General features: G+C 60.4%; 25 protein-coding genes and 1 tRNA gene. 10 read left to right on the top strand and 16 right to left on the bottom strand.

Annotated features, from left to right (window positions below):
* The first annotated feature begins 19 nt into the window (after positions 1 to 19).
* From P0111_00130 to P0111_00120, 3 genes are all read left to right on the top strand, one after another.
* Positions 20 to 955, top strand: a complete 936-nt coding sequence (locus P0111_00130) for a BON domain-containing protein (protein ID MDF0642407.1) — start codon at positions 20 to 22, stop codon at positions 953 to 955.
* A 51-nt stretch (positions 956 to 1,006) separates the two neighbouring features.
* The gene (locus P0111_00125; protein ID MDF0642406.1) at positions 1,007 to 2,323 is read left to right on the top strand and encodes an MFS transporter; all 1,317 of its coding nucleotides are present in this window, start codon (positions 1,007 to 1,009) and stop codon (positions 2,321 to 2,323) included.
* 278 nt (positions 2,324 to 2,601) lie between these two features.
* A complete protein-coding gene (locus P0111_00120; GenBank protein MDF0642405.1) occupies positions 2,602 to 3,933 on the top strand; it encodes an MFS transporter in 1,332 nt (443 codons plus the stop codon).
* A 308-nt stretch (positions 3,934 to 4,241) separates the two neighbouring features.
* Here P0111_00120 and P0111_00115 read toward each other — a convergent pair whose 3' ends face one another.
* From P0111_00115 to rplI, 14 genes are all read right to left on the bottom strand, one after another.
* Positions 4,242 to 4,511, bottom strand: coding sequence for a DUF2630 family protein (locus P0111_00115; protein MDF0642404.1), 270 nt, complete (start codon positions 4,509 to 4,511; stop codon positions 4,242 to 4,244).
* 146 nt (positions 4,512 to 4,657) lie between these two features.
* Positions 4,658 to 4,894, bottom strand: a complete 237-nt coding sequence (locus tag P0111_00110) for a DUF2934 domain-containing protein (GenBank protein ID MDF0642403.1) — start codon at positions 4,892 to 4,894, stop codon at positions 4,658 to 4,660.
* A 185-nt stretch (positions 4,895 to 5,079) separates the two neighbouring features.
* The gene (locus tag P0111_00105) at positions 5,080 to 5,550 is read right to left on the bottom strand and encodes a hypothetical protein (GenBank protein MDF0642402.1); all 471 of its coding nucleotides are present in this window, start codon (positions 5,548 to 5,550) and stop codon (positions 5,080 to 5,082) included.
* 240 nt (positions 5,551 to 5,790) lie between these two features.
* Entirely contained in the window at positions 5,791 to 7,224 is a 1,434-nt protein-coding gene (gene sthA / locus P0111_00100; protein ID MDF0642401.1) for a Si-specific NAD(P)(+) transhydrogenase, read from the bottom strand.
* Positions 7,225 to 7,266: 42 nt separating this feature from the next.
* Positions 7,267 to 8,418, bottom strand: coding sequence for a trypsin-like peptidase domain-containing protein (locus P0111_00095; protein ID MDF0642400.1), 1,152 nt, complete (start codon positions 8,416 to 8,418; stop codon positions 7,267 to 7,269).
* Positions 8,419 to 8,471: 53 nt separating this feature from the next.
* Positions 8,472 to 8,969 (bottom strand): hypothetical protein, encoded by a 498-nt coding sequence (locus P0111_00090; GenBank protein MDF0642399.1) that lies wholly within the window; start codon positions 8,967 to 8,969, stop codon positions 8,472 to 8,474.
* Positions 8,970 to 8,981: 12 nt separating this feature from the next.
* Positions 8,982 to 9,395: a response regulator gene (locus tag P0111_00085; protein MDF0642398.1), complete on the bottom strand. Its 414-nt coding sequence runs from the start codon at positions 9,393 to 9,395 to the stop codon at positions 8,982 to 8,984.
* A 212-nt stretch (positions 9,396 to 9,607) separates the two neighbouring features.
* Positions 9,608 to 10,501, bottom strand: coding sequence for a prohibitin family protein (locus tag P0111_00080; protein MDF0642397.1), 894 nt, complete (start codon positions 10,499 to 10,501; stop codon positions 9,608 to 9,610).
* A gap of 32 nt (positions 10,502 to 10,533) precedes the next feature.
* Positions 10,534 to 10,899: a hypothetical protein gene (locus tag P0111_00075; protein ID MDF0642396.1), complete on the bottom strand. Its 366-nt coding sequence runs from the start codon at positions 10,897 to 10,899 to the stop codon at positions 10,534 to 10,536.
* 533 nt (positions 10,900 to 11,432) lie between these two features.
* Positions 11,433 to 12,104: a response regulator transcription factor gene (locus tag P0111_00070; protein ID MDF0642395.1), complete on the bottom strand. Its 672-nt coding sequence runs from the start codon at positions 12,102 to 12,104 to the stop codon at positions 11,433 to 11,435.
* Positions 12,091 to 13,203, bottom strand: coding sequence for a histidine kinase (locus tag P0111_00065; GenBank protein ID MDF0642394.1), 1,113 nt, complete (start codon positions 13,201 to 13,203; stop codon positions 12,091 to 12,093). Before P0111_00065 ends, P0111_00070 begins: the two co-directional genes overlap by 14 nt.
* Before the next feature lie 99 nt (positions 13,204 to 13,302).
* On the bottom strand, positions 13,303 to 13,767 hold the full coding sequence (nrdR, locus tag P0111_00060) for a transcriptional regulator NrdR (protein ID MDF0642393.1): 465 nt from the start codon (positions 13,765 to 13,767) through the stop codon (positions 13,303 to 13,305).
* Positions 13,768 to 13,812: 45 nt separating this feature from the next.
* Positions 13,813 to 15,075: a serine hydroxymethyltransferase gene (locus P0111_00055; protein ID MDF0642392.1), complete on the bottom strand. Its 1,263-nt coding sequence runs from the start codon at positions 15,073 to 15,075 to the stop codon at positions 13,813 to 13,815.
* Between the two features lie 23 nt (positions 15,076 to 15,098).
* The gene (rplI, locus tag P0111_00050; protein MDF0642391.1) at positions 15,099 to 15,566 is read right to left on the bottom strand and encodes a 50S ribosomal protein L9; all 468 of its coding nucleotides are present in this window, start codon (positions 15,564 to 15,566) and stop codon (positions 15,099 to 15,101) included.
* Positions 15,567 to 15,773: 207 nt separating this feature from the next.
* Here rplI and P0111_00045 point away from each other — a divergent pair, with 207 nt between their 5' ends.
* The 7 genes from P0111_00045 (at position 15,774) to P0111_00015 (ending at position 21,049) form a co-directional block, all read left to right on the top strand.
* Positions 15,774 to 17,225 (top strand): hypothetical protein, encoded by a 1,452-nt coding sequence (locus P0111_00045; GenBank protein MDF0642390.1) that lies wholly within the window; start codon positions 15,774 to 15,776, stop codon positions 17,223 to 17,225.
* Positions 17,226 to 17,429: 204 nt separating this feature from the next.
* Positions 17,430 to 17,516, top strand: a tRNA-Leu gene (locus P0111_00040).
* Between the two features lie 290 nt (positions 17,517 to 17,806).
* Entirely contained in the window at positions 17,807 to 18,118 is a 312-nt protein-coding gene (locus P0111_00035) for a PilZ domain-containing protein (GenBank protein ID MDF0642389.1), read from the top strand.
* A gap of 219 nt (positions 18,119 to 18,337) precedes the next feature.
* Complete coding sequence (locus P0111_00030; GenBank protein ID MDF0642388.1) at positions 18,338 to 18,829, top strand: hypothetical protein; 492 nt, start codon at positions 18,338 to 18,340, stop codon at positions 18,827 to 18,829.
* A 120-nt stretch (positions 18,830 to 18,949) separates the two neighbouring features.
* Positions 18,950 to 19,405: an FAD-binding domain-containing protein gene (locus P0111_00025; GenBank protein ID MDF0642387.1), complete on the top strand. Its 456-nt coding sequence runs from the start codon at positions 18,950 to 18,952 to the stop codon at positions 19,403 to 19,405.
* A 118-nt stretch (positions 19,406 to 19,523) separates the two neighbouring features.
* Positions 19,524 to 20,498, top strand: a complete 975-nt coding sequence (locus P0111_00020) for a DUF523 and DUF1722 domain-containing protein (protein ID MDF0642386.1) — start codon at positions 19,524 to 19,526, stop codon at positions 20,496 to 20,498.
* Positions 20,486 to 21,049 carry a CbiX/SirB N-terminal domain-containing protein gene (locus P0111_00015; GenBank protein ID MDF0642385.1) on the top strand — a complete coding sequence of 188 codons (564 nt, stop codon included), beginning with the start codon at positions 20,486 to 20,488 and terminating at the stop codon, positions 21,047 to 21,049. Before P0111_00020 ends, P0111_00015 begins: the two co-directional genes overlap by 13 nt.
* A gap of 688 nt (positions 21,050 to 21,737) precedes the next feature.
* On the opposite strand, the gene P0111_00010 is transcribed toward P0111_00015, so the two are convergent.
* Both P0111_00010 and P0111_00005 read right to left on the bottom strand, forming a co-directional pair.
* The gene (locus P0111_00010) at positions 21,738 to 22,076 is read right to left on the bottom strand and encodes a DUF6496 domain-containing protein (GenBank protein ID MDF0642384.1); all 339 of its coding nucleotides are present in this window, start codon (positions 22,074 to 22,076) and stop codon (positions 21,738 to 21,740) included.
* 108 nt (positions 22,077 to 22,184) lie between these two features.
* Positions 22,185 to 23,151 (bottom strand): hypothetical protein (locus P0111_00005; protein MDF0642383.1); only part of this gene is annotated, 967 nt, incomplete at its 5' end.

Here is a 23,151-nt window from a genome sequence, read left to right as displayed (position 1 = left end):
GGGATTGGTTTCGTTGTCCGTGATAATCCGCAAGGCCGGAGGCGTTGGTTGGCTCGCGCTCCTCTGCTTCCTGCTTCTCTGGTGGCCGGTCCCTCGGCTTGAGGCGGCCGACAACATCGATGAGCGGTCGAAGGAGTCGGGACCGGCCCCCGAGTCGAAAAAGAAGCTGGAAGCGGACGGCAAGAACGACGCGGGGGGAAAATCTCCGACCGAGGAGAAGCTCAGGGAAGACAAGCCCAAGGCTGAAGACAAGGGCAAGCCGGACGAGAAAGCCAAGGTCGAAGACAAGGGAAAGACGGAGGAAAAGGGGAAGACTGAGGAGAAGGCGAAGACTGAGGAGAAGGCCAAAACCGAGGAGAAAACCAAGGTCGAAGAAAAAGGCAAGGCGGACGACAAAGCGAAGCCCGAGGACAAGACAAAGGTTGAGGAGAGAGCGAAGGTCGAGGACAAGCCCAAGACGGAAGAGCCGGCGCAAGCCAAGACGGAGGAGCCCGGCAAGAAGCCGGTGACGTCCCTCAACCTCACGATTAAGTTGGCGCTGATGGCGGATCCGCTGCTCTTTCCGTTCGATATCGAAGTGGAGATGGACAATCGCAAAGCCGTGCTGAGCGGCAGCGTGCCGACGGAGGAAGAGAAGAGCCGCGCGGCCGATATCGTCAAAAAGATCGACGGAGTCGACGCGGTCGTGAACAAGTTGACCCCCTCTCCCGCTCTCCGAGCCTCGCTGGTTAAGAAGCAGGATGAAACGATCGCCCATCTCGTCCGGGATCGTCTCGCGCGCAGCGAGACCCTGAAGGCCGTGGGATTCGACGTGAAAGCGGAGAACGGCGTCGTGCTGTTGAGCGGCAAGACCCGGTTTCAGGTCATCGCACTGGAAGCGGCGGAAGCGGCCAGACACGTTCCCGGCGTTCGGGCAGTCAATACTTCCGGCGTGCAAATCATCGCAAAAGAGTAAGCGGCCCCAATAGGCCCCATCGAACCTCACCTCAACCTTGCATGGGGGACCGTGTCAGTACAGGACCGTTCGGTCCCTCTCACAACTCAACCCGGCCCGCGACGCTGGCTTCTCAGCCGCGATTTCAGTCTGGTGTGGTGGGGCCAGGTTGTCTCGCAGATCGGAGACGGCATCTCCAAGCTGGCATTGCTCTGGTTCGTCTATTCCGTCACCGGCTCGCCGCTGAAGACCAGTGTCATCGGATTACTGCAAACGGTGCCCGCCATCGTGCTGGCTCCGCTCATCGGTGTCGCCGTGGATCGGCTCCCGAAGAAGATGCTGTTGATCCTATCGGATCTCGTGCGGGCGCTCGTCATCGGCCTGATTCCCTGCTGGATGCCCGTCGATACCTTCACGGTCTCGGCCTTATACGTGCTGGTCACCCTGCACGCCATGGCGACCGCTGTCTTCGGCCCGGCGCTGACCGCCTCCATCCCGTCACTGGTTGCGCCTGTCCAATACACCTCCGCCAACGCCTTGCTGCAGGTGACGACAAGCCTGGGGATCATCATGGGGCCGGCCTTGAGCGGATTGGGCATCGCCGCCTTGAGCTCCCAGGAAGTCCTGTGCCTCAACGCCGCCACCTACGTCATCTCCGCCGCCTGTTTTCTTCCCATCCGGTTCGCGCCGTCTCTATCGAGCGGCGGATCTGATTCTCTTGCTTCGACCTGGCGTGACGTCATGGAAGGGTTCCTCTATGTGGTCAGAGGCCGGCCGCTGGTGCTGTTTCTCACCGCGACTGCGTCGCTGTACACCTTCGCGACGGCCGCATTCACGACGCTGTTTCCCGTGTTTGCGAGAAAGCTGCTGGACCTCGGGCCGGTCGAAGTCGGGTATCTGTGGTCGATGCTCGGTGTCGGGCTGCTGGGCGTGTCGGTGGTGCTCACCACGATCAGCGCCTGGGACGTCAAACGTCGTCTTAAAATCATTGCCGTGGCAAGCGCCGCGAGCGGCGCCGCCCTGCTGGGCCTGGTGTGGGCGGCACGTCCGGCCGCGGCGGCCGGTCTGCTCATTCTCCTGGGCGGTGGGCTCGGGGTGCTCACGCCCATTGCCTGGGGAGTCCTGCAGGAAGTGACGCCTCCGCACCTGTTGGGCCGTGTATTGGGGTTCTATACGATGGGAGCGATGGGCGCGGCCATGGGAGGGATTACGTTCTTCGGCTGGATCACAGGGGAATACGGCGTGCCGGTCAGCATCGCAGTCATCGGCCTGGTCATGGCCGGTACGGGACTTTGGACCGGTCATTTCCTAGGCCGAATGACCGAGCCATCGGTGGCCCATTTGGTCCCGCAGCCGATGGCCGGTGAAGGGGACACCTGTCAGTCATGACCGGAAGTGTGTATGGTCGAGCCTCTAGGGAAAGGTCCAGGTCACGATCAGACTGCAGCAGAATTGGTCAGACAAATTGTCCTCATGGGGCAAAATAGTCTTGAACTTCTCCGCAGATCGCGATGCTAACCCCACATGATAAAAAGCAACGGCCTCTTGATCTCAGGGTGCACTTTGAGGCAAGGTCTGTGCATCTCACCTCATCAGGATCCGACAGTGCGCATCTCGACAATCCGTCATCACCGACAATCAACCAACCCAGGACATGTGAACCTATCATGACGCGTGTACATCCCAACGATCGACCCGATTCTTTCTCCGATTCTCCCGATGCGTCGTCCGACGCAACGGGCTGGGGGCTGCTCAAGACCAGAAACTTTGCTCTGCTGTTCTGGGGACAGATGACGTCTCAGGTAGGCGACAGCCTCAACCGGGTCGCGCTACTCTGGTTCGTCTATCAATTGACCGGATCTGCCATGAAAATGGTCGTGATCGGCCTTTTGCAAACGATTCCACCGCTTATCTTGGGTCCCTTGATCGGAGTCTATCTGGATCGAGTGGACAAGAAGTCCGTCATGATCAAGGTCGATCTGGCGCGGACGGTTCTGGTGCTGATGATTCCCGTGCTTTACGCGATCGGCGAATTGTCGCTCGAGCGGCTGTACGTGGCCGTATTCCTGCTGGCTGTGGTATCGACGGTGTTCGGGCCGGCCCTCTCCTCTTCGGTTCCGCAGATCGTTCGGCGTGATCAATTGACCGCGGCGAACGCGTTACTCCAGACCACGACGAACGTGGGTTTGCTCATCGGTCCCCTGATCAGCGGAATCGGGATCGCGCTGGTCGGGTCACAGAACGTCTTGTACGTGAATGCCGCGACCTTTTTCGTGTCGGCGCTCTGTCTTGTCGGCATCCGTCTGCAGCCCGTACCCAGGGAAGCGGGAGCGGAGGAGCCTGCGCGCGGCAGTTTGAAACAGGAATTGATGGCGGGGATTCGCTTCGTATGCTTCGATCAGTCCATGCTCGTCCTGATGCTGGCCGCCGCCCTGTACAGTTTGGCCGCGAGCGCCTTCGCGTTCATGTTGCCGGTCTTCGCGGAGCAGAACCTCAGCGCAGGTGCGTTGGAACTGGGAGTGCTGTGGTCCGCCCTGGGCGCCGGCATGCTCGCGACGTCGACCTGGCTGGCCTCTCTCGCGCAAGGCGATTTGACCCGTCGTTTCACCCTCATCTTTCGGTCGATGATGGTCGGGGGGCTTGCCATGTGCGGACTCAGTCTGCTGACGGCTCCATTGATCGCCGGAGCGCTGATTCTGATCATCGGGGGAAGCACGGCTTTGTTCATGCCGATCGTGTGGGGCGTGTTGCAGGAGGTGACACCGGCTCCGTTGCTGGGACGCGTCTTCACGACGTTCAGCACGGGCTCTATGGCCTCGGCCATGGCCGGAATGGCCGGGTTTGGGTGGGCCGCCGACACGATGGGACCGCATGTCAGCTTGTTGGGGATCGGCCTTGTCCTGCTCGGCACTGCCTGCGTGGCGGCGTTATCTAGCCGTCAATTCAGACGGATTGCCGGCCGCTACCACACGCAACCAGTTGGGGAATTGGCGGTCTAGCGCTGATCCGCGCTCGCGAGAGACGCCAACCGCGTACTTCTTACCTATCAACTTGTTCCTACTCCGCTTCCGTGCTCCTGGCCGATAGACCCTCGTGCGGCTCGCGTGCGCAGCCGTTCGGTGTTCTCGACTCGGCGGTCCACCAAGCCGGGTTGTCGGTTGCGGGCGAGTTGAGCTTCCGTTTGTCGAGTGATGACCTGTTCGAGATTTTCGATCGCAACGGTACCGGATGGGGACTCTCGAGCCTAGGATTCGAAACCGACTCCGATGGACGCTAGGGTGCCCTCTCCGATGGTGAGGGCGGAGGCTTAGGGGCGGTACTTCCCGACGACTTCCGCCGGGCGGACCTGGGCACGATCGGGGTCCTGGCCCGCTGCACGAAGCGCGCGTCGCTGTCGCAACAGATCCCAGCACTGGTCGATTTCGATCTGGACCAGCCGTAGCCGTGAGTATTCTTCCTCTGAAAGGAATTCTTTCCCCTGCAACCGATGTTGTTGCGACACTAATTGTTCGATCTGATTCAGTATCATGCCGTCCGACATGAGATCCACCTTTGGCGTCGATTTTCGGCCATCCATGCATCGCTCCCGCGACCGGATTGCATCGCGTGCAGGAAAGCCGTGATGGTCTTCTTTCCCTCTGCATCCGGTCCGCGCGAATCGACCGGGAAATGCCCGAGCGGAGGAGCCGGCTGCTCCCGCCCGTCACGCGGCTATGCCGAGGTTCAAGGGTTCTGGTCGTGGCTCACGAGGTGTTCCGCCGCAAGCCAATCCTCCACGTCGTGGCCATCCTGCCTGCCCCGCTGTTCGTAGATGGCGTATGCGTGCGCGGCGATGCGGGCATGGTGGCTCATGGTTGAGTCGGTCTCCGTCCGATCGCCGTTCACCGGAGGCGCCGATTGCTCCCCCCGTACCCGTACCTTCTTAACTGATTTAACCGATCGTCTCGGCTGCAGCTTCATTCTGGCTCCCTTCATCTTCTTGGTTCCCACTATAGAGTGTGCAACGGATCTGCGACCATGCATACTGCCATGACCTCTGTCTGGCGATGCGAACCTCGCCGACTCGATTCAGCCGATGGATCACGAACGACACCGCTTCCGCCGCCTCCGCTGTCCTGCGCTCATCGAGGATGGAGCAGGGTCGCTTAGAACGAGAGAGCCGCTCGTTCGTCCTGCTGTTTGATGGCTTCCGAAAAGCGTTTCATGCGGTCCACGAGCGCCTTTTCCTCCGGATCGAGCTTGTCCTCGGTCTTGAGCGGAAGCAGCACGGCATAGGGGACAGACTTGACGACGGTCGCAAAAATCTGGTGCGCGGCGTCGGTGCTGATTCCTCCCTCTTTCGTTTCCAACATTTCGAGGAACCGGTTCAGACCTTTCCGCTTGCCGGCGTAATCCCCTTTGACGGCGGCCTCGCTGATCACGTCCAGTTGCTTCAAGTAGGGATCGAAATTGCCTTTCTTGGCCATGTTCTTTTGAATCATGACTTCCATGGTGACCTTGTCGACCCATTGTGGGGGCACCCAAGCTGGGGCTGCGCCGAGAATCATCCCGGAGACGAAGACGACCAATAAGGCGGAGACGAGCAATGCGGTATGCTGGTAGCGACCTGTTCTCATGTTCTTCTCCTCTCCTCTCTAAATTGATGATGGGTGCCATCTGACCCTGTGTAGACCGCCTCCAATCCTGAGCGCTCGGTTCGTCATAGACAGCTGGTCCGAACCGTGACAGATCGTCGCGCGCCGCCTATCGTTTGACGAGCAGTTGTCCTCCGACCTTGATCCATTGGCGCAGAGCGAGGGACAGGTCGGCTTGAACGTTCTGTATCGTGCCCAACGTCGTCGGCAGCCATCGCGGCCTCACTTAGACAGTTCCTTGTGCTTGGGTCTGCGCTCCATCTCCAGCTTGTTGAAGGCATCCAGCGCCGCCACCTTGTAACACTCGGCGAACGTCGGATAATTGAAGACGGTCCGCAGGAAATAATTCAGACCCCCGTTAAGATCGAGCACTGCCTGCCCGATGTGAATGAGCTCGGTCGCGCCGGTCCCGATCGCATGGACGCCCAGGAGGCGTCGATCCTCCCGGTGAAAAAGGAGTTTCACGAGGCCGCTGTCGTCCCCCAGAATCTGCCCTCTTGCGATCTCCCGATAGCGTGCGATGCCGGTTTCGTAGGGAACCCGTTGCTCCGTCAACTCGGATTCCGGCGGCCCCGCCATGGAGATTTCCGGAACGGAATAAATACCCACCGGCAAATGCTCGGGGAGTGGATCGGGCTCGATCCCGAACGCGTGACAGGCAACCTGGCGCCCCTGTGAAGCGGAGGTCGAAGCTAGGCTGGGGTAGCCGATGATGTCTCCGGCGGCGAAAATGTGGGGAACCTCTGTCCTGAACTGCGCATCGACCCTCAAGCGTCCTCGTTTGTCGGCCGCCAATCCCGCCGCGGCCAGGTTGAGCCGATCGACGGCGCCCATTCTCCCGACTGAATACAAGACGGACTCGGCGACGATATGCTTGCCGGATTCTAAAGTAATGACTGCGCGACGCGCCTCATCTTCGGTCAACTCCAACCGTTCGACCGCCTCGCCGAGCCGAAAGGTCACATTGCGGTTGCGTAACTGGTGCATCAATTCGTCCACGATCTCCGAATCCAGGAACTCCAGAAGGCGCGTTCGCTTGTCTATCAGCGTGACGTTGACTTTCAACGCGGCGAGCATCGATGCGTATTCGATGCCGATGATGCCGCCGCCGATCACGACCATGCGGCGCGGAAGCCGCTTCAATCTCACCATATCGTCGCTGGTCAAGATCACGTCTCCGTCGACCGGCACCCCGTCGGGCAGGGCGGGAACTGTGCCGACGGCGATCAAAATGTTTTCCGCGGTGACCATCCTGGGTTGATGGTCGCCGGTGACGGCGACCGTGTGGGGGCCCGCAAAGGAGGCTTCCCCATGAATCAACAAGACGTCGTTCCTGCGAAGTTGATCGGCGACGACGTCGACCTCCCGCTTGATCACGGCGTCGACGCGCGTCAGGAGTTGAGACGCCGTGGGCCGGTTTTCGTAGGGATTGCCGAGATGCTGTTCTGCGTGGTTGGCCATGCACAGAAAGGACAGCACCGCTTCTCGAAGCGTCTTGCTGGGAATCGTTCCGGTCGCCGCGGAGACGCCCCCGACCACGCGCCTGCGTTCGATGACGCCGACGCGCTTGCCGACCTTTGCGGCCTGAATCGCCGCCCGTTGGCCGGCCGGCCCGCTGCCGATGCACAAGAGGTCGAGGTCGTATGCCGTCGTCATAAGTGTTCGACAATCCTCCTTTTGCCGGACGTGGTCCGGCGCTCAGAAGCCCGTCAACCGATGGAGGGGAAGCGCGGTCGGCTGACGAGCTGCGGTCCCGGTGGCGGGCAAGCCTGTGCGGCTGGGCGATCGCAGTGCGCCGGCGGGACGTTCTGCCAGCACGATGGAGGCGTGGAGCCGCTCGCCGTCCCGCAGCAAGTCAACCTCAACCGTTTGACCGACGTGCAAACTCTTCACAACGTCCACCAAGGCCTCCGGGGAGCGGATGGATTGCCCTTCCAGGGCGAGGATAATGTCTCCGCCCAAGACCCAGGTCATCCCATCGAGCACCATGTGAATGGTTCCCAACCTGATGCCGGCCAGCGCCGCGGGACTGCCTTCCTCGACGTCCTCGACCAATAGGCCCTCGCGGAGAGGGAGCGCGACCAATGTCCGAAGCTCCTCGGTAATGAATTGTCCCGTGACGCCGAGCCATGGCCGTTCGAGCTTTCCTTTCTCTTTCAATTCACTCCAAACCTGTTTGGCGACGTTGATGGGAATGGCGAATCCGATGTTCTGCGCCCCCATCAATGCCGCCGTCGTGATCCCGATGACTCGTCCGCGGGAGTCCACCAAGGGCCCGCCGCTGTTTCCTGGATTGATCGGCGCCGTCGTTTGAATGAGACGGGAGGGACCGGTCCCGAGTCGTCTGCTGGGGGGACCCAGCCCGCTGATGATGCCGGTTGTCAAGGTGAATCCCAAGCCAAATGGACTTCCGACGACCGACGTGTGCTGTCCGATGCGGAGACGGTCTGAATCGCCGAGCTTGACGGGAACAAGCTTTTTTCCTGAAGCGGCAATCGATAGGATGGCGACATCTGTCACCGGATCCAGGGCGAGCGTGTCGGCCTTGACCCTTGTTCCGTCGAACAACGTGGCGGTGATCGAGTCGGCTCCGTCCACGACGTGCGCGTTCGTCAGAACCGTACCCTCGTCATCGATCAGAAAGCCGGCACCGACCCCGGTCGTCGACGGTTGCGATAGCGGATGGACGGATTCGTAGATCACCGACAGAAAAATCGTCGATGGCGCCAGATGGTCGTACACATGGATGAGATGCTCTTCATCGTGATCGCCGGCCAGCTTGGCGGCCGCCGACCATGGTGTGACGAACAATGTACAGCACCAGAACAGCACGATCGCCCATCGTGTCATAGCACCCTCCATGCGTCCCTGACTCCGGCTCCACAACCACCTGTGCGCAGGGGTCATGGAATCTGTCGAGTCGGGACTCGTAGGATCTGTTCACTCGCGAAATTTCCGAGTCGGACGATCCCCTTGAACGCCTGTTCCCGATAGTAGCTGTACCGAGACTCCTCAAAATTCAGGAGGACGAACTGAAACAGCTTCGCGGCCAACCAATCCTGCCCTGCGTGGTGGGCGACGTGGCCGGCGGATAACGTGCAAGCGGCAGCCATGGCTCTTGGATCCACGGCCAAACGCGGAGGAGGCGGCGCCAGGGCCTGCTCGAACACCTGCGGCAGGATATGAGTCGCCCGCCTCGACTCGTCGATGAGGCGGACCGCACGGTTCAGGTGTTCGGCGTCCTGCCAGGTCTCCAGCACGCCGGTGCTGGATCGGCAATCGGAGTAGCGTGCCCACATGTCCCTGAAGGCCGGTTCGTTCGGAACCCGCGCAACATCTAGCGCCTGGGCCGCATGGCACCCGCTCAACAAGATGGCCAAACCACACATCAGCCAACGCATTCGAGACGCTCTCTATTCGGACATGTGAGCGGCCAGTTGCGGACGCGTGGCTGCCTGTGGTTGCCGGACTGCCGACAACAGCAGGCTCAGGAGCAGATCCGTCTCGTAGGGTTTACGGACCCACGCGAACGCTCCCAACTCGATCATGTCGTGTTCGAGGTCGCCGGCGTCACCGGACAGCATGATGACCGGTGTCTCGGGCCAGGTCGCCTGGCTCGAGAGCAGGAACTCCCCTCCCTCCATGCTCGGCATGCAATAGTCCAAAATGACGGCATCAAAATGTCGCTTAGTCATTTCATTCAAGGCGTGGAGCCCGTCTGTGGCGAGATGAATGTTATAGTCGGTCTGTGCAAAGAGGTGGGAGAGCACCTGTCTGCTGTCTTCATTGTCACCCACGATGAGAACTCGCTTGCCGTAACCATCCATGACGGCCTCCTCTCTATGATTGCGGTCACAGTCGTGCGAATGGCGTCCTTCTTGACGGGAGAAACGCCATCGCTGTAGCGCATCTCGATGCGTCGTTCCACTTGTATTTCCTTGCGGCCTCCGGCCCCGACAAACGGCCGCTCAGTTCCCGGACCGTCATCTGGCGCCACGTCTGAATCCAGTGCATGACGGAGGGTTGTCCGAGCCGTCGTTCACCGAGAAGGAATCTCCGCCTGATAGGGAGAGTGGGGCTGATCCGGTCCGGGATTCACCAGAATCGGCACGTTCAATTTGTCCGGCAACAGCACCAGCTTGGCATTGGGACTGTCGTACAACTTGTACCGGAGGTACTCCGGCGTCAGGGTCTTCGTGATCGTTTCCTGAGCCTTTGCCTGGCCCGTTGCACGAATACGAAGACCTTCGGCCTCTCCCTCCGACCGGATTCGAATGGCGTCGCCCTCTCCCCTCGCCCGCCGTCGTGCGATTTCCGCGTCTTTTTCCGCGATCACAAGCTCGAATTCCTTCTGCTCCTTCTCCTGCTCTTTTGCCTGTTTGCGCTCGACGGCGTCCAGGACGACCTTGGCCAATTCAATGTCCGCCAACGCCACGCTGGCAATTTCCAGGTGGCGCCCCTTCAGTTTCTCCATCACCACCGCCTGAACCTTGCTTCCGATCTCCGCGCTCTTTTCCGGCACATGAACCATCGCATAGCCTGACACCACGCTCCGCACTGCCGCGAGCAGTTCGGGCTTGACGACCCGTGGATAGAAGTCCGCCCCGATTTCGTGCGCCAGAAAATACACTTCCTGCGGGATCGGCCGCATGATGATCGCGGTCTTGAGTTGCACCAGAAGGTCGTCGGAACTGAGCGCATCGACGTTTTCCGTGTAACTCTGCCAGCGGACATCGTAGACATAGACGGAGTTCCACACCGCCCGCCAGTAGAAGCCGTCACGCAACGGTTCTGGCGATAGCCCATCCGTAAAGGGCCGCCAGAAGAGCCCGCGCTCGCCGGGTTGAACACTCGTCCCCGCGCATCCTCCGCCGGCGAACAACATACAGAGGATCAGACTGAACGCTGGAATGGGATGTACAGTGGCCGACATAGGCCCTCCATTTCTGCTCCGCAATGCCTCACCTACCGGTGATGCAGATCGATGTGTGGAGCCTGGCGGTCGTCGCGCGCGCCACGGTATCGGCGAGCAGACCCTTCCGCTTCCTTCGCTTCTTCCTCATAGTATTGAGCCAAGAGCCTGGCCCCGATCACCCATTCGGAGTCCGGGCCGAACAATCGTTCATAGGCCGCCGCCTGCTCCGAAATATCTTCCGCTTTCTTGTGCAACGTCTTTGCTTGATTGGCGTGGTACGTCGCGATTGTTCGTCCGTCGTGGGATGGATCGTATGAATCGAGAGCCAATGGCTCATGTGACCTGGTACAGGATGTGACCGAGATCATCCAGAAACAGCAGAGCGGCACGAGGCAGTCAGCGGTGCGTCCACTCATGACGTTCCTCATGCCTCATGGCCCACGAATAGCGAGGGCAGGAGGCTGTCGGGCCGGTTCCTCGGTAGCGGGAACTCTTGTCCTGGAAGACGGCTGGATGAAGAATTGAAGCGCCAGACATGAAGCAATCTCCCTGGAGAACAAGTCAGTTTCGACACCGGGAACAAGAGTGGGGCGAAGTCGGCTCTGTTTTGATCCCATGTCAGAGCAATTTCCGGTCCTCGGAGACAAATGACGGCACGTGAAGAATTCTGACTCCAAAGTCACGACGCAGCCGATGCATTGTCCCATCAAGCCTGCTCCATCAGGAATCACTCGCTGGGAAGATTCGGTCGGCGACATGGCTTCGCACAGTGCGGTTGGTGCATATCCGCTCGTGCGATTGAGGTCCGGGAATGGGGAGGGGCGTCGATGCGTCCGAGTTTCAGGAGTTTATGTGGAGATCGGGTCGCGGAAGTCGGGGACGAGAGAAGCGGCGAGAGAACCGGTTTGAGCGGGAGCCGCGGATCTTCTGATCCGGAGGACGTCTTCGGTCAGGGCCGCGGATCCAACTCGATCAATCCTTTCCGAATGGCGAGAATGGCGGCTTGCGTGCGGTCGTAGACCTGCAGCTTATGGAAGATGTTGCGCACGTGGTTCTTGACGGTTTTCTCGCTGAGATCCAGGCTGTTGGCGATTTCCTTGTTGGTCTTGCCGTCCGCCACGAGGCGCAGGACGGTGATTTCCCGTTCGGTCAAGTCGTGTTCCACCCAGGCCGGCTTCTTCCCCTTCTTCTGCGCCATCAGGGAAAACTCCGCCAGGATCTTGCTGGCGACCGAGGGATGGATCAGCGATTCTCCCCGGTAGATGGCGCGGATGGCGGCAATGATCTGAGACGACTCGGAATCCTTCAAGAGATATCCGGTGGCGCCGGCTCGGACGAGATCGAAGATGTACTGCTGTTCCTCGTACATCGTAAGGGCCACGATGCCGATGTGAGGGAACTCACGCTTGACCTGGCGGGTCGCCTCCACGCCTCCCATGCGGGGCATACTGACGTCCATGAGGATGACGTCGGGCAGGAGCGTCTTGGTTTTTTCGACGGCTTCCATGCCGTCCTGCGCTTCGCCGACGACCTGGATGTCGTCCTTGGTCTTGAGAATGGCGGCGAGCCCTTCGCGCACCACGCGGTGGTCGTCTGCGATCAAAACCTTAATTTTCTCCATCGTCCGGGGCCTCCTTCTTGCCGAGCGGTACTTCCACGACGATCGTCGTCCCGCGTCCCTTCTTCGACTGAATGGTGGCCTCTCCTCCGACGAGCCGAGCCCGCTCCACGATGCCGCGAATGCCGAAGTGATCCCACTTTTCGGGGTTATGCAGGACGTGCTCCATATCGAAGCCGATGCCGTTGTCCGCAATGGTGACGGTCAGCTGATCGAAGTCGATCTCGAGGCGCACGGACACGCGACTGGCCTTCGCATGCTGGGCCACGTTGGTCAGGGCCTCCTGCACGATCCGGAACAGGAAGATTTTCGTGCGGGGAAAGAGGATTTGCTCGTCGCCGGACACCGTGAACTCGGTCTTGATGCGGGATTGTGTCTGGTAGGACTTCAGATAGTTCGTCAGGCCCGGTATCAACTCCATCTTGTCGTACTGGAGAGGGCGCAAATTGAAGATGACTTGCCGTGCCTCCTGGATCGCGAGCTTGAGCTGCTGCTTGCTTTCGCGCAGGGTCGCGAGGCTCGCCTTGGGGTCCTTCCGGAGCAGCTGTTGGGACAGGTCCAGCTTGAAATTCACGCCGGCCAAGCTTTGGACCAGGCCGTCGTGGATCTCGCAGGCGATCCTCGTCCGCTCTTCGGTTACGGCGGCGCCGGTTTCCTTCACGTACAATCGGTAGAGCGATTGGTACTTGTTGAGCGTCTTTTCGATCTCGGCCGTGGCGCGGATGCGGGCTTCGATCAGCTCCCACATGAATTTGGCGCTGGCGCCTCCCAGGATGGTCACGCCCAGGCGGTGGAAGTCCTGGAGCATTTGCCGGACTTCGGGACTGCCGGATACGTCGATGATCAGATCGACACGATCCAGATTGAGCAGCAGGCGGTAATCGCGCGTGATGGGGATCTTCAGCCGCGTGGCGAGACTCAGGCCGGGGGCGGTCGGATTGGTTTCAGCGACGGCTACGATGTCCACGAGAGGGTCGTTCGCGAAAATCTCCATGAGGGCGGTGCCGCCGCGCCCCGCGCCGATGATGGCGACATGCGTGGTCCCGGGCATCGAGCCCGACTTGCGTCGTGTGTGAGACGACTTGGCTTGAGCCATGGGCATGGTACTGCCTTGCGATGACCTCAGGATGTTCAGGAACGTCGAGCGTACATCGGACGACAATCGGCGGGATGGGTGAATCGTCGGCGTGAGTACGGCCTGTCACCGCTCGCGGCGTTGTTGGGCCAACGTTCTCAATTCGTCCATGAACTGGTCGATGTCTTTGAACTCCCGGTAGACGGAGGCGAAGCGGACGTAGGCCACTTGGTCCAACTGGTGCAACTCCTTCATCAATTCTTCCCCGACGATCCGGCTTTCGATCTCCGTCTCTCCCATCTCCTGTATTCGCTTTTCGATGCGGTCGGCGACCGCTTCGATCGTCACGGTGCTGATCGGGCGTTTCTCGCAGGCCTTCTTCAGTCCCGAAAGAATTTTGGCCCGGTCGAAGGCTTCGCGGCGCCCGTCCTTTTTCACCACGACGGGAAGGATCTCGTCGACGCGCTCGTATGTGGTAAACCGCCGCTTGCATCCCAGGCATTCACGCCGGCGGCGGATCAGTTCGCCTTCCTTGGCCATGCGCGAGTCGACCACTTTGTCTTCGACTTCATCACAGAACGGGCATTTCACCGGCGACGACCTTGTCGGTTCAATGCGGAACGCACGTGCATTCAATCAATAGGCGTGGAAGATCGGAAAGCGGCTGCAGAGCTCCTTGGCTCTCGTGCGAACGGTCTCGAGCGCCGCCGGATCCTGCCGGTGTTGGAGCACGGTGTCGATCAGCTCGACGATCGATCGCATCTCCGCTTCCTTCATCCCGCGGGTGGCGACGATCGGGGTTCCCAGCCGGATTCCGCTGGCGATGGCCGGCGGCTTCTCATCGTACGGCACCGCGTTCTTGTTGACGATGATCCCGGCCGCGTCCAGGGCGGCATCGGCTTCTTTGCCGGTGATGTTCTTGTTGGTGAGATTGACGAGCATCAGGTGCGTGTCGGTGCTCCCGGAGACGATCTTGTATCCCCGGTCCAGGAGGCATTGAGCCAACACTTTGGCGTTGGTGATCACCTGTTGTTGATACCGCTTGAAGGCCGGCGATAACGCTTCCTTGAAGGCGACGGCTTTGGCCGCGATGACGTGCATGAGGGGGCCGCCTTGCATGCCCGGGAAGACGAACTTGTCGACCGCCTTGGCGTGCTCGGCCTTGCACATGACGACCCCGCCGCGCGGCCCGCGCAGAGTCTTGTGGGTGGTCGTGGTCACGAAATCGGCATGGGCGACCGGACTCGGATGGAGACCGACCGCGATCAATCCGGCAATGTGTGCGATGTCTACCATCAAATAGGCCCCGACCGACTTGGCGATCTGGGCGAACCGTGGAAAGTCGAGGGTGCGGGCATAGGCGCTGGCACCGACGACGAGCATTCGGGGCCGGCATTCCTCTGCCAGTTTCTGGACGGCGTCGTAGTCGATCGTCTCGGTCTGGCGGTCCACGCCATAGGAAAAAGCGCGGAAGATCGACCCGGAGAAATTGACCTTGCTGCCGTGCGTCAGGTGTCCACCCTGGGCCAGGTCCATACCGAGGATCGTGTCGCCCGGCTTCAACACGGAGAGATAGGCCGCCATGTTGGCCTGGGAGCCCGAGTGGGGCTGGACATTCACGTGTTCGGCCCCAAAGATCTGTTTGCACCGTTGGATGGCCAACTCTTCCACGGTATCGACGTGCTGGCATCCGCCGTAATAGCGTTTGCCAGGGTAGCCCTCCGCGTACTTGTTGGTCATAAGGGAGCCTTGAGCGGCGAGGACGGCGGGACTGGCGAAGTTTTCCGACGCGATCAGCAGCAATTTGTGGCGCTGACGTTCCTCTTCCGCGTCGATGGCGGCATAGACTTCCGGATCGGTGGCGTGCAAGGCGTCCAGCGAACCGACGGCATCCTTCATTGACATCGTGGCGCCCCGTTCGATTAGGCGGAAGCCGCTTCGGCTTCCTGTTTCTTGACCACCCGCACCGTCACGGCCGCCGTGACCTCGCGCGGCAGCTTGACAGGGACGGTGAAACTGCCGAGTTCCTTGATGGGATGAGGCAGCTGAATCTTCCGGCGGTCGACCTGATAGCCCTGTTCCGCCAGCCCTTCGGCGATGTCCTTGACCGTCACGGAGCCGAACAGCTTGTCATCTTTGCCCACCTGGGCTTCCACCGTCAGCGTGACCGTAGACAGCTTCTTGGCATGGGTCTCGATTTCCAGCTTTTCCTTCTTAGCCCGTTCGGCTGCAACCCGCTTGGCATGTTCGAAAGACTTGATATTTCGATCGTTGGCGAGGACGGCCTTCTTGCGGGGGAGCAAGAAGTTCCTGGCGAAACCGTCTTTGACATCGATGAGATCGCCCAAATGGCCGACCCCATCCATGGTCTCCTGTAGAATGACCTTCATGGCCCTAACTCCTTCTGTTGGAAAGAGAAAGAGAATACTGGCGGCCCACAGAAAAGTCAATTCCGTTCTTCGGCGTGGCGGATTCGCCGAGCCGGTGGGGCGGGCGTATCTCTGCTGCAGGAAGTCAGCAGCCAACTGGACTCACGGCCTCGGCTGCCCGTATGATGCCGCTTCACGATCGCCTTGCCACTGAGCCGCTCGGAACGCATGCCTATTGCCGCGCGAGATTTGATTCAACTCTGGGCCGATCGGCTCTCCGACGACCAACTTGGGCAGGCCGTCGCGGAAATGGACCGGCCGATCGCGCCGATAGACGGGCGTCTGCTTCAGACCGTCGGGGCGCTCCATGTCTATGAGTTCGTCCTGCCGGCCGGCCGAACGGTCGCCACTGATGCGCCCTTTTCAATCGTTCCCTCGGATGACGTGGAACCGACAGAGGGGGTGGTGCTTCGCTCTCGGGGCAATATCCTGCTTGCGCAGACGATAGATGCCATCGGCCAACTCGTGACCGGGGCGACCATTGTGCCCGACCATGCAGGAAGTCTGGCGTCCAGAGGCACCAGATTGACGGAAATGCTCGCCCAGGCCGATACCGCGAGGCTGGGACCGGCCGATCGCCTGGCTCCGATGCTCGAAGCGGCTTCTGGGCAGGAGGAAGCCGGCGGAGTCGCCATGCTGTCCACGGTGTGGTCCGACGATCCGGCGACGAGACGACAGCGCATCGCGGCGCTGGCCATCGAGTCGATTCGGGTGAACAAACGGATTCTGCTCGTTTGCCCGGATCATGATGCGGCGGACGAGGTGGCCGGCTCCATCGCCCGGGCTATGAAGGCCGGGGGGCTTGTCTACAAGACCTGGATCAGCCGCTACGAGATGACCCTCACGCGGGAGGCGGCAGGCCTGCCCATCCATGAGTTGGGATTCGAGGCGCAGATGCACCAATTCTATGCCAAGTCCCGCGCGGAGAAGGCCACGCTTCGACGCAAGTACGATCGGTTCCGGGAACTGACGCCGCTGCTCGCCTACAAGTCGCAAAAGCAGAAGGACCTCGACGAAGTGCGCCTGCTCGAATGGCGACTGTTGACCCAAGTGAACGACCTTCGGCGGAAACTCCAGGAGGGAAACGAGACGCTTGCGGAGTATGAGAAGCTGCCGCTCTTGCGCCGGCTCAGCATGCAGGCCGTGGGCAAGAACGTCGAATCGCTGCACCAGTATCGCGAACTCTACGAAGGCCAAATCGCGGGTCTTATGAAGGAACTGGAGATCGCCAGGGTCCGCATCGCCGAACTGGCGCCCGAAGCGGCGGTGCCCAAAGACCTGCGGCCCGAGTTTCTGGAGTTGAAGGAAGACATCGTGCGGCTGGGAGGGACGAAAAAAATCCGGGAACTGCTCGCGGCCGAGGAGAACACCAACCGCCAGGCATTCATTCAGAATCGGCGCCTGGTTATCACCACTGCGGCTCGTGTATTGGGCGACCCATTGTTCAGCCGCGTCAGGTTCGACGTCCTGATCGCCGACAACGCTCCCTGGATCGGAGGAGCGGAGTTGCTCGGATCAGCGGCTCTCGTGCGAGAGCGGATCATCCTGACCGGCGCCCGACAGGACATCGCGACGGCTGGCCGGTGGACATCGACCGCCTTGTCGTCCCGCGGCGGCTGACCGGCGATCGTCCGAGAGAGTTGCTTGACGCGGACGAGGGCAATTCAGGATAATCCTCTGCCCTGCGTGTTCGATTTCACGGCACGCTCAAAATGGTCTTGAGCAAGGCCGCAGGAAGCCTGCGAACGAGGCGTACGTAGTTGTTACGTCGCAGTGAGGCAGGCGACGAGAACGAAGCTGAAGACCATTTTCAGCGTGCCTTGGGCCGAAGTGGCGGAACTGGCAGACGCACTAGATTCAGGGTCTAGCGCCCGCAAGGGTGTCCGGGTTCAAATCCCGGCTTCGGCACCAACCCTCATACGTGCCTGCTTACTCAGCGAGTTTGAGACGCGAACGGAACGCTAAGCCATGCGCCTGAATTCATCGTTCCTCAACGTGTCCTCGCTCCTCCTCAGCTCCAGTAGCTCACCTTCATCTTCGGCATGATCGTGCGGCGAATGATCCCCTAGCGTACGCCAATACCTCCATCGGCGTACAAAAGAGTTTGCTCTCGGTCCCTCCCTAAACGGAACACCTTAATAATGCAGAGAAAGCCGCGCAGCACCCCGACGGCATCGCATCTGCATTTCATGGTGCCAGTCATGATCGAGCGCCGCTATCAACGGTACCCTGTCTCACTTCCGTGCGCCTTATTGGCGCATGATGGACCGCACATCACCCGATCCGTCGACCTTTCCAGCAAGGGCTGTCGAATTCAGAATACCGTTCGGGTTGTTCCCAATATGGTGATCGACCTCTTGCTCTTCACGGGAGACGACCTGCCCATTGCGATTCAGTCGGCGAACGTTCGGTGGTGCGGAACTGAGGGCATCGGCATCGAATTTCAGGCCCTCGCCTCCTACCATCAACAGCGCCTGAATCTCCTGATCAATCAACTGAAGAAGCCGCACTAGCGGTCGGTGCCTGCCTGCTTCAACTCCAGAAGACAGCCGAGTCAGCGGTCGTTGTCCGTGCGATTCCTGCCGAACGTTTGTCTCTATTCGTCGTGCTCCGTCGTCCGCCGGCAGCTGCAATGCCGACAGTCTCCTGCTAGGATTCACTTCCATGATTCCGAGACCTCGGCCACGCCATCTGTGGCGGGGCGATTCGAGGTGGAAGAAGGAGGGATGACGATGTGGCCGACCACTCATAGCGCACCTATCATCGGTCTTGTTCTGTCGGCGCTGTTTTGTCTCGACGGCTCTCCCCCCGTTCGGGCGGAAACCCTGTCGATCCTGAGTGCCGGCAACAAGATGGAAGGCATTCTGGTCGAGGCTGCGATGAAGCGGCAGCTCCGGACTGACGGCTACACCGTCACGGATGAGACGATGGAGGGGTATGTCCTCATCGTGGGGGTCCTGCCCAACGTCACTTTGGGAGGTGAAAAACGAGGAGTGATCGGAAACGTCGTCGTGTCCTCGGTCAGCGCACCGGTGACGGAAGACTCGGCCGGGGGCGATCGATGTAAGAGGACGCACGATCAGGCCCAACGAGTTGCGGACGTCGTGGGAGCCAGAATCCTATACATCAATGGCACGATTGCACAGGCCCCCAACGAGGAGTCACTTGCGGAAATTCTGAGTACGTTCGCCAAACGCGAGATCCGAACGATGACCGGAAGGTGATCGGACTGACGAGCCGAACGTGATACGCGCGTGGGGTGAGGGTTTTGGTTGCCACCCGCGCATCAGATTCGGCGTCCGATCCTGTTGATGGCGAACTTCTAGCCTTGAGAGGAGAGACTTGTGGACATCGTGATTGCCGGTGGAACGGACTTTCTGGGCAGGAGCCTTTGTGAAGCCCTGCAGCGCGGCCCCCATGTCACCGTGCTTACGAGACGCCCCGCCTACGCGAAAGGGCTGTTCGGATCACGTATGAGTGCGGTCGAGTGGGATGCGATGACGCCCGGTTTCCAGCAGCTGTTGACCTCGTTCCCGCGTGTCGTCGAAGGCTCGTTCCGAACGGCGGTGCCTGCGTCTCGGGAGCCGGACCCTGAACGGGAGCGGTTGTTTTGTGCTTGGCCTGAAGGCCGAACCGGGTTTCCCGTCGTGGACGGAGGGATGCGGCAACTGAACCGTACCGGCTGGATGCCTAACCGAGAACGCATGATCGTAGCGTCATTCTTGGTCAAGGATCTTCAGAGAGTACATCCGAGAGCTGAAGAACATGCTTGCCAGGTGGACACGGGCAGCATCTCATGAGCATGGAAGAACAGGCCCGCACGACGTGCCGGATCGGTGGGGACGACCCGACCTCCATTGTCGATCATAGGCAAGCGAGAGAGGAATACGTACAACTCGGCAAGCGGGCGGCGGCCAGATGACGGCTCCAGTCCTTCGCATGGGCATCAGCCGGTGCCTTCTCGGCGACAAGGTTCGATTCGATGGAGGACACAAGCGCGACGGCTTTCTGACGGATGTGTTCGGCCGGTATGTCGAGTGGGTTCCCGTCTGTCCCGAGGTGGAGGCAGGGCTCGGCACACCGCGTGAGGCGATGCGGCTGGTGGGTGACCGCCGGCGTCCCCGGCTCGTGACGATCCAAAGCGGAATCGATCATACGCGCAGGTTGGAGAGGATGACGGCTCGCCGCGTTCAAGAACTGGAAACGTTGGATCTGTCCGGGTACGTGTTCAAAAAAGACTCTCCGAGCTGCGGCATGGAACGCGTTCGTGTCTATAATCAACAGGGGATGCCGAGCCGGCAGAGCGTCGGCATCTTCGCGCGCGCATTCATGAGGCAGTTTCCGTTGGTTCCCGTGGAGGAAGAAGGGAGGCTTTCCGATCCCCTCTTGCGGGTGAACTTCATTGAGCGCGTCTTCAGCTATCGCCGGTTCCAGGATCTGCTTGTCGAGGGGGTGACCAGGAAAGCCGTGGTCAGATTCCACACGATTCACACATATCTGTTGCTGGCTCACAGTGCCCAGGGTTACCAGTCGCTAGCTCGCTTGGTCGGGCGGTGCAACCGGTATCGTCCGAAGGATCTGGCCCTCCGGTACGGGCAGCTGTTCATGAAGGCCTTGACCTTCATAGCGACGGCTCGGAAGCATGTGAAGGTGCTGCAGCACATCGTGGGCTATTTCAAGGCGCAGCTGAGTGTCGAAGCGAAGGACGAATTGCTGAGCGTCATCGAGGACTATCACAAGGGGCTGACGCCTTTGATTGCCCCGCTGACGTTGGTCAAGCACTACGTGCAGTTATTCGATGTCGACAACATTCGTGACCAGGTGTATCTCAATCCCCATCCACAGGAGCTGATGCTCCGTAACCATGCAGAGGTGCTCGCATGCCGCCGGTAAAGCAAGGAGTGGTGCTCGTCGGACACGGAGGCATTCCGAAGGATTGTCCGCAGGAGTTGGTGACGAAACTGAAGCGACTGGAGGCACAACGACGCGCCGCTCATCTGCCACCGTCGCCGGAGGAGCACGAGTTGGACGAGAGGATCAGGCGCTGGCCCAGGACGAACGTCACCGATCCCTATCAGGCCGGCCTGGAGTCGGTGGCTCATCAGCTTCAAACACGGCTGAAAGGCGTGTTGTTTGCCGTTGCTTACAATGAGTTCTGTGCGCCGACCTTGGAGGAGGCCGTCAAGGACCTGGTCGACCGGGGCGCCGCGCAGATCATCGTCGCGACGACGATGTTTACGCCGGGCGGATCGCATTCGGAGATCGAGATCCCGGAAATTCTGGATCGGTTACGTCGGGAACATCCGGCGGTGGTCTTACGCTACGCATGGCCTTTCGACCTTTCGGCCGTCGCCGCCCTCTTGCACGGACAGGTCACGAGGTTCGTCTCAAGCAGCGGTGCACTCGATTCCTCGGGTGGTATTCGTCGTTCCGACTCGCGCTGAGCCGATCACCGAGCGTAGTCCATCAGATACACACCTACAGGGCCCGTGGTTGGCTGTGCGCAACGAAGTCATGGGCTTATCTCCAATGACGGATGGGGCACGGAGGTTGCTGTCGGCAATCCTGGTTCACTGTGCAAGCAACGGCCGTTCGACGAGGGTGTTCCTTTATGACGTGTGGCGTCTCAGTTGAAGAAATCCGGTCCAATCCATGTTCAGCCGGCAGGCCGTCGGCCATCACAACCCGAGACTTGGTCATGGCTTGGTGCTCGACAGAACTCGAATGGGCTTCCTCTGCGGCCTGCAGCACTCCGACTCTTCGGAGGAAAGTGACACGACACGTCCGTGGATATCTGGGGATCTTATGGAGAACCGGTGCGTTGCGCGGGGAACAGCCGCGGGACGCGTTCAGCGTGACCTGTGATATGGCGACGAGGAGTGAAGCCGATCTCCGCGACGGCACTCTGATCTGCCGGGTGGAGATCGCACCGGCTGGATCCTCCGAGTTCGTCTTTCTCCGAATTCGAATCCGTCTGCAATCCCCTTCAACTCCGCTGGCGGCTGCCTGAATCGGGCCGTCGTTTTGGCGCCTCCATCCACGTGAGCAAGCCTGGGAATCTACGCATTCTGCTCCAACGCTTCTCGATCGTTCGCAGCCTCCCCTTCGCAGGACGAGACCTGCCCTTGCGGCTTATGGGTGAGGAACCTTGGCGCCCTTCCGTCTGGCTTCTGACGGGCCGATGGCGATGGCCTGCTTTCCGCTGGTGGCCCGGTTGCCGCCGTTTCCGCTTTTCAATGAGCCCTTCTTGCGCTTGTGGATCGCGCGCTTCACGGTCTTCTGAGCGCCCTTACCGTATCGTGCCATGGCATTACCCTGTTCGTAACTCGGGTTGCTGAAGGGCGCTTCTTGCCGCGGTATCGGCCTCATTGCCGGCTCGTGTCGATCGCCGCGTTGGAGCGTTGTGGTGAGGCTCCGGTCGGTCATATAGGGGTTGACTTGATCGCCGCCGGCCACCTTGTCCATATCCATCGTTGTGCTCTTGTAGCCCTCTTGATGATGTGAGTTCGACGCGGGGAGGTAGGCGCCAGCGATGCCAAACGAGGTTAAGGGAAGGTGGGAGTCCCCGTTTCTCAGGGATCAGCGGGCGACGACCCCTTCCTCCCCCACGGGGGCGGAGAGCGTAGTTGCAGGAGGCTTGCATGAACTGAGGGGGAAACAGGGAGCGACTTCTCGTCCTACGCTAGTTTCAGTCCCTTGAACATCCGCACGTTCCTCGGCCACAACGGATTGAGGAATATAGGTCGAGAATACGCTGATCATGGGCGGGTCGGAAGGTTGCCGGAAATACCACGGCACGACCGAGTCGACGTTGAACGATGGAATGATTCCTCTGAATGCGGCAAGAGGATCGTTATTCGGGGGCGGTGGGCAGCTGTTGAAGCACACGATGCCGGGTGGGACATTCAGCAACGTAAGCGCATTGCCGGGCAATACGGTTCCCGTCAAGAAAGCTGAAATTCCGCTGACGGCCCCTGCTGCTCGGATGCTGAGTATGCCGGGATTGACGTTGACCGTCACGGGAGCCGCCTGCGTGCCTACGATGCCGTTGAACGCCTGAAGAGTCGTGTTCGCACCGGCTGTAATATTGGTGCCTGATCCGACTGCGCTGAGCACGGATCCTCCGTTTGCGATGACAGCAATCGAGCCACCTGTGCTCAACGAGCCCAATGTGACGTCTGTCCCCGCCGTGTAGCCGAGCGCCCCGGCACCGCTGGTGGTCGTGGCACCCGCCGCCATCGTGATGGGACCTCCCACCGCCGTGACCGTGACGGGACTGGCTCCATTGGTCGTGAGGTTTCCAAGCTGAGTTACGCTGTTCGCTCCAGTCAGACTTAGACTTCCTCCGGTCGAGACAATTGGGCCACCGACGGTCAGGTCCGCGGCGTTGGCGGAAAGATTCCCGGATACCGCCGAGGCGCCGAGATTCAAGGCATTGCTATCCGTGAGGGCCACGTTGTTGCCACTGGTGATGCCGACGGAGCTGAAGTTGTTGGCCGCATTGTTCAGGGCGATGTTGTTCGCGGCGCCGGCGGCGAGGGTGGTG

Source organism: Nitrospira sp. (assembly GCA_029194535.1).
Taxonomy (GTDB): Bacteria; Nitrospirota; Nitrospiria; order Nitrospirales; family Nitrospiraceae; genus Nitrospira_C.
The sequence above is the reverse complement of the archived record's forward strand: the minus strand, read 5'-3'. Positions and strand labels throughout refer to the sequence as shown.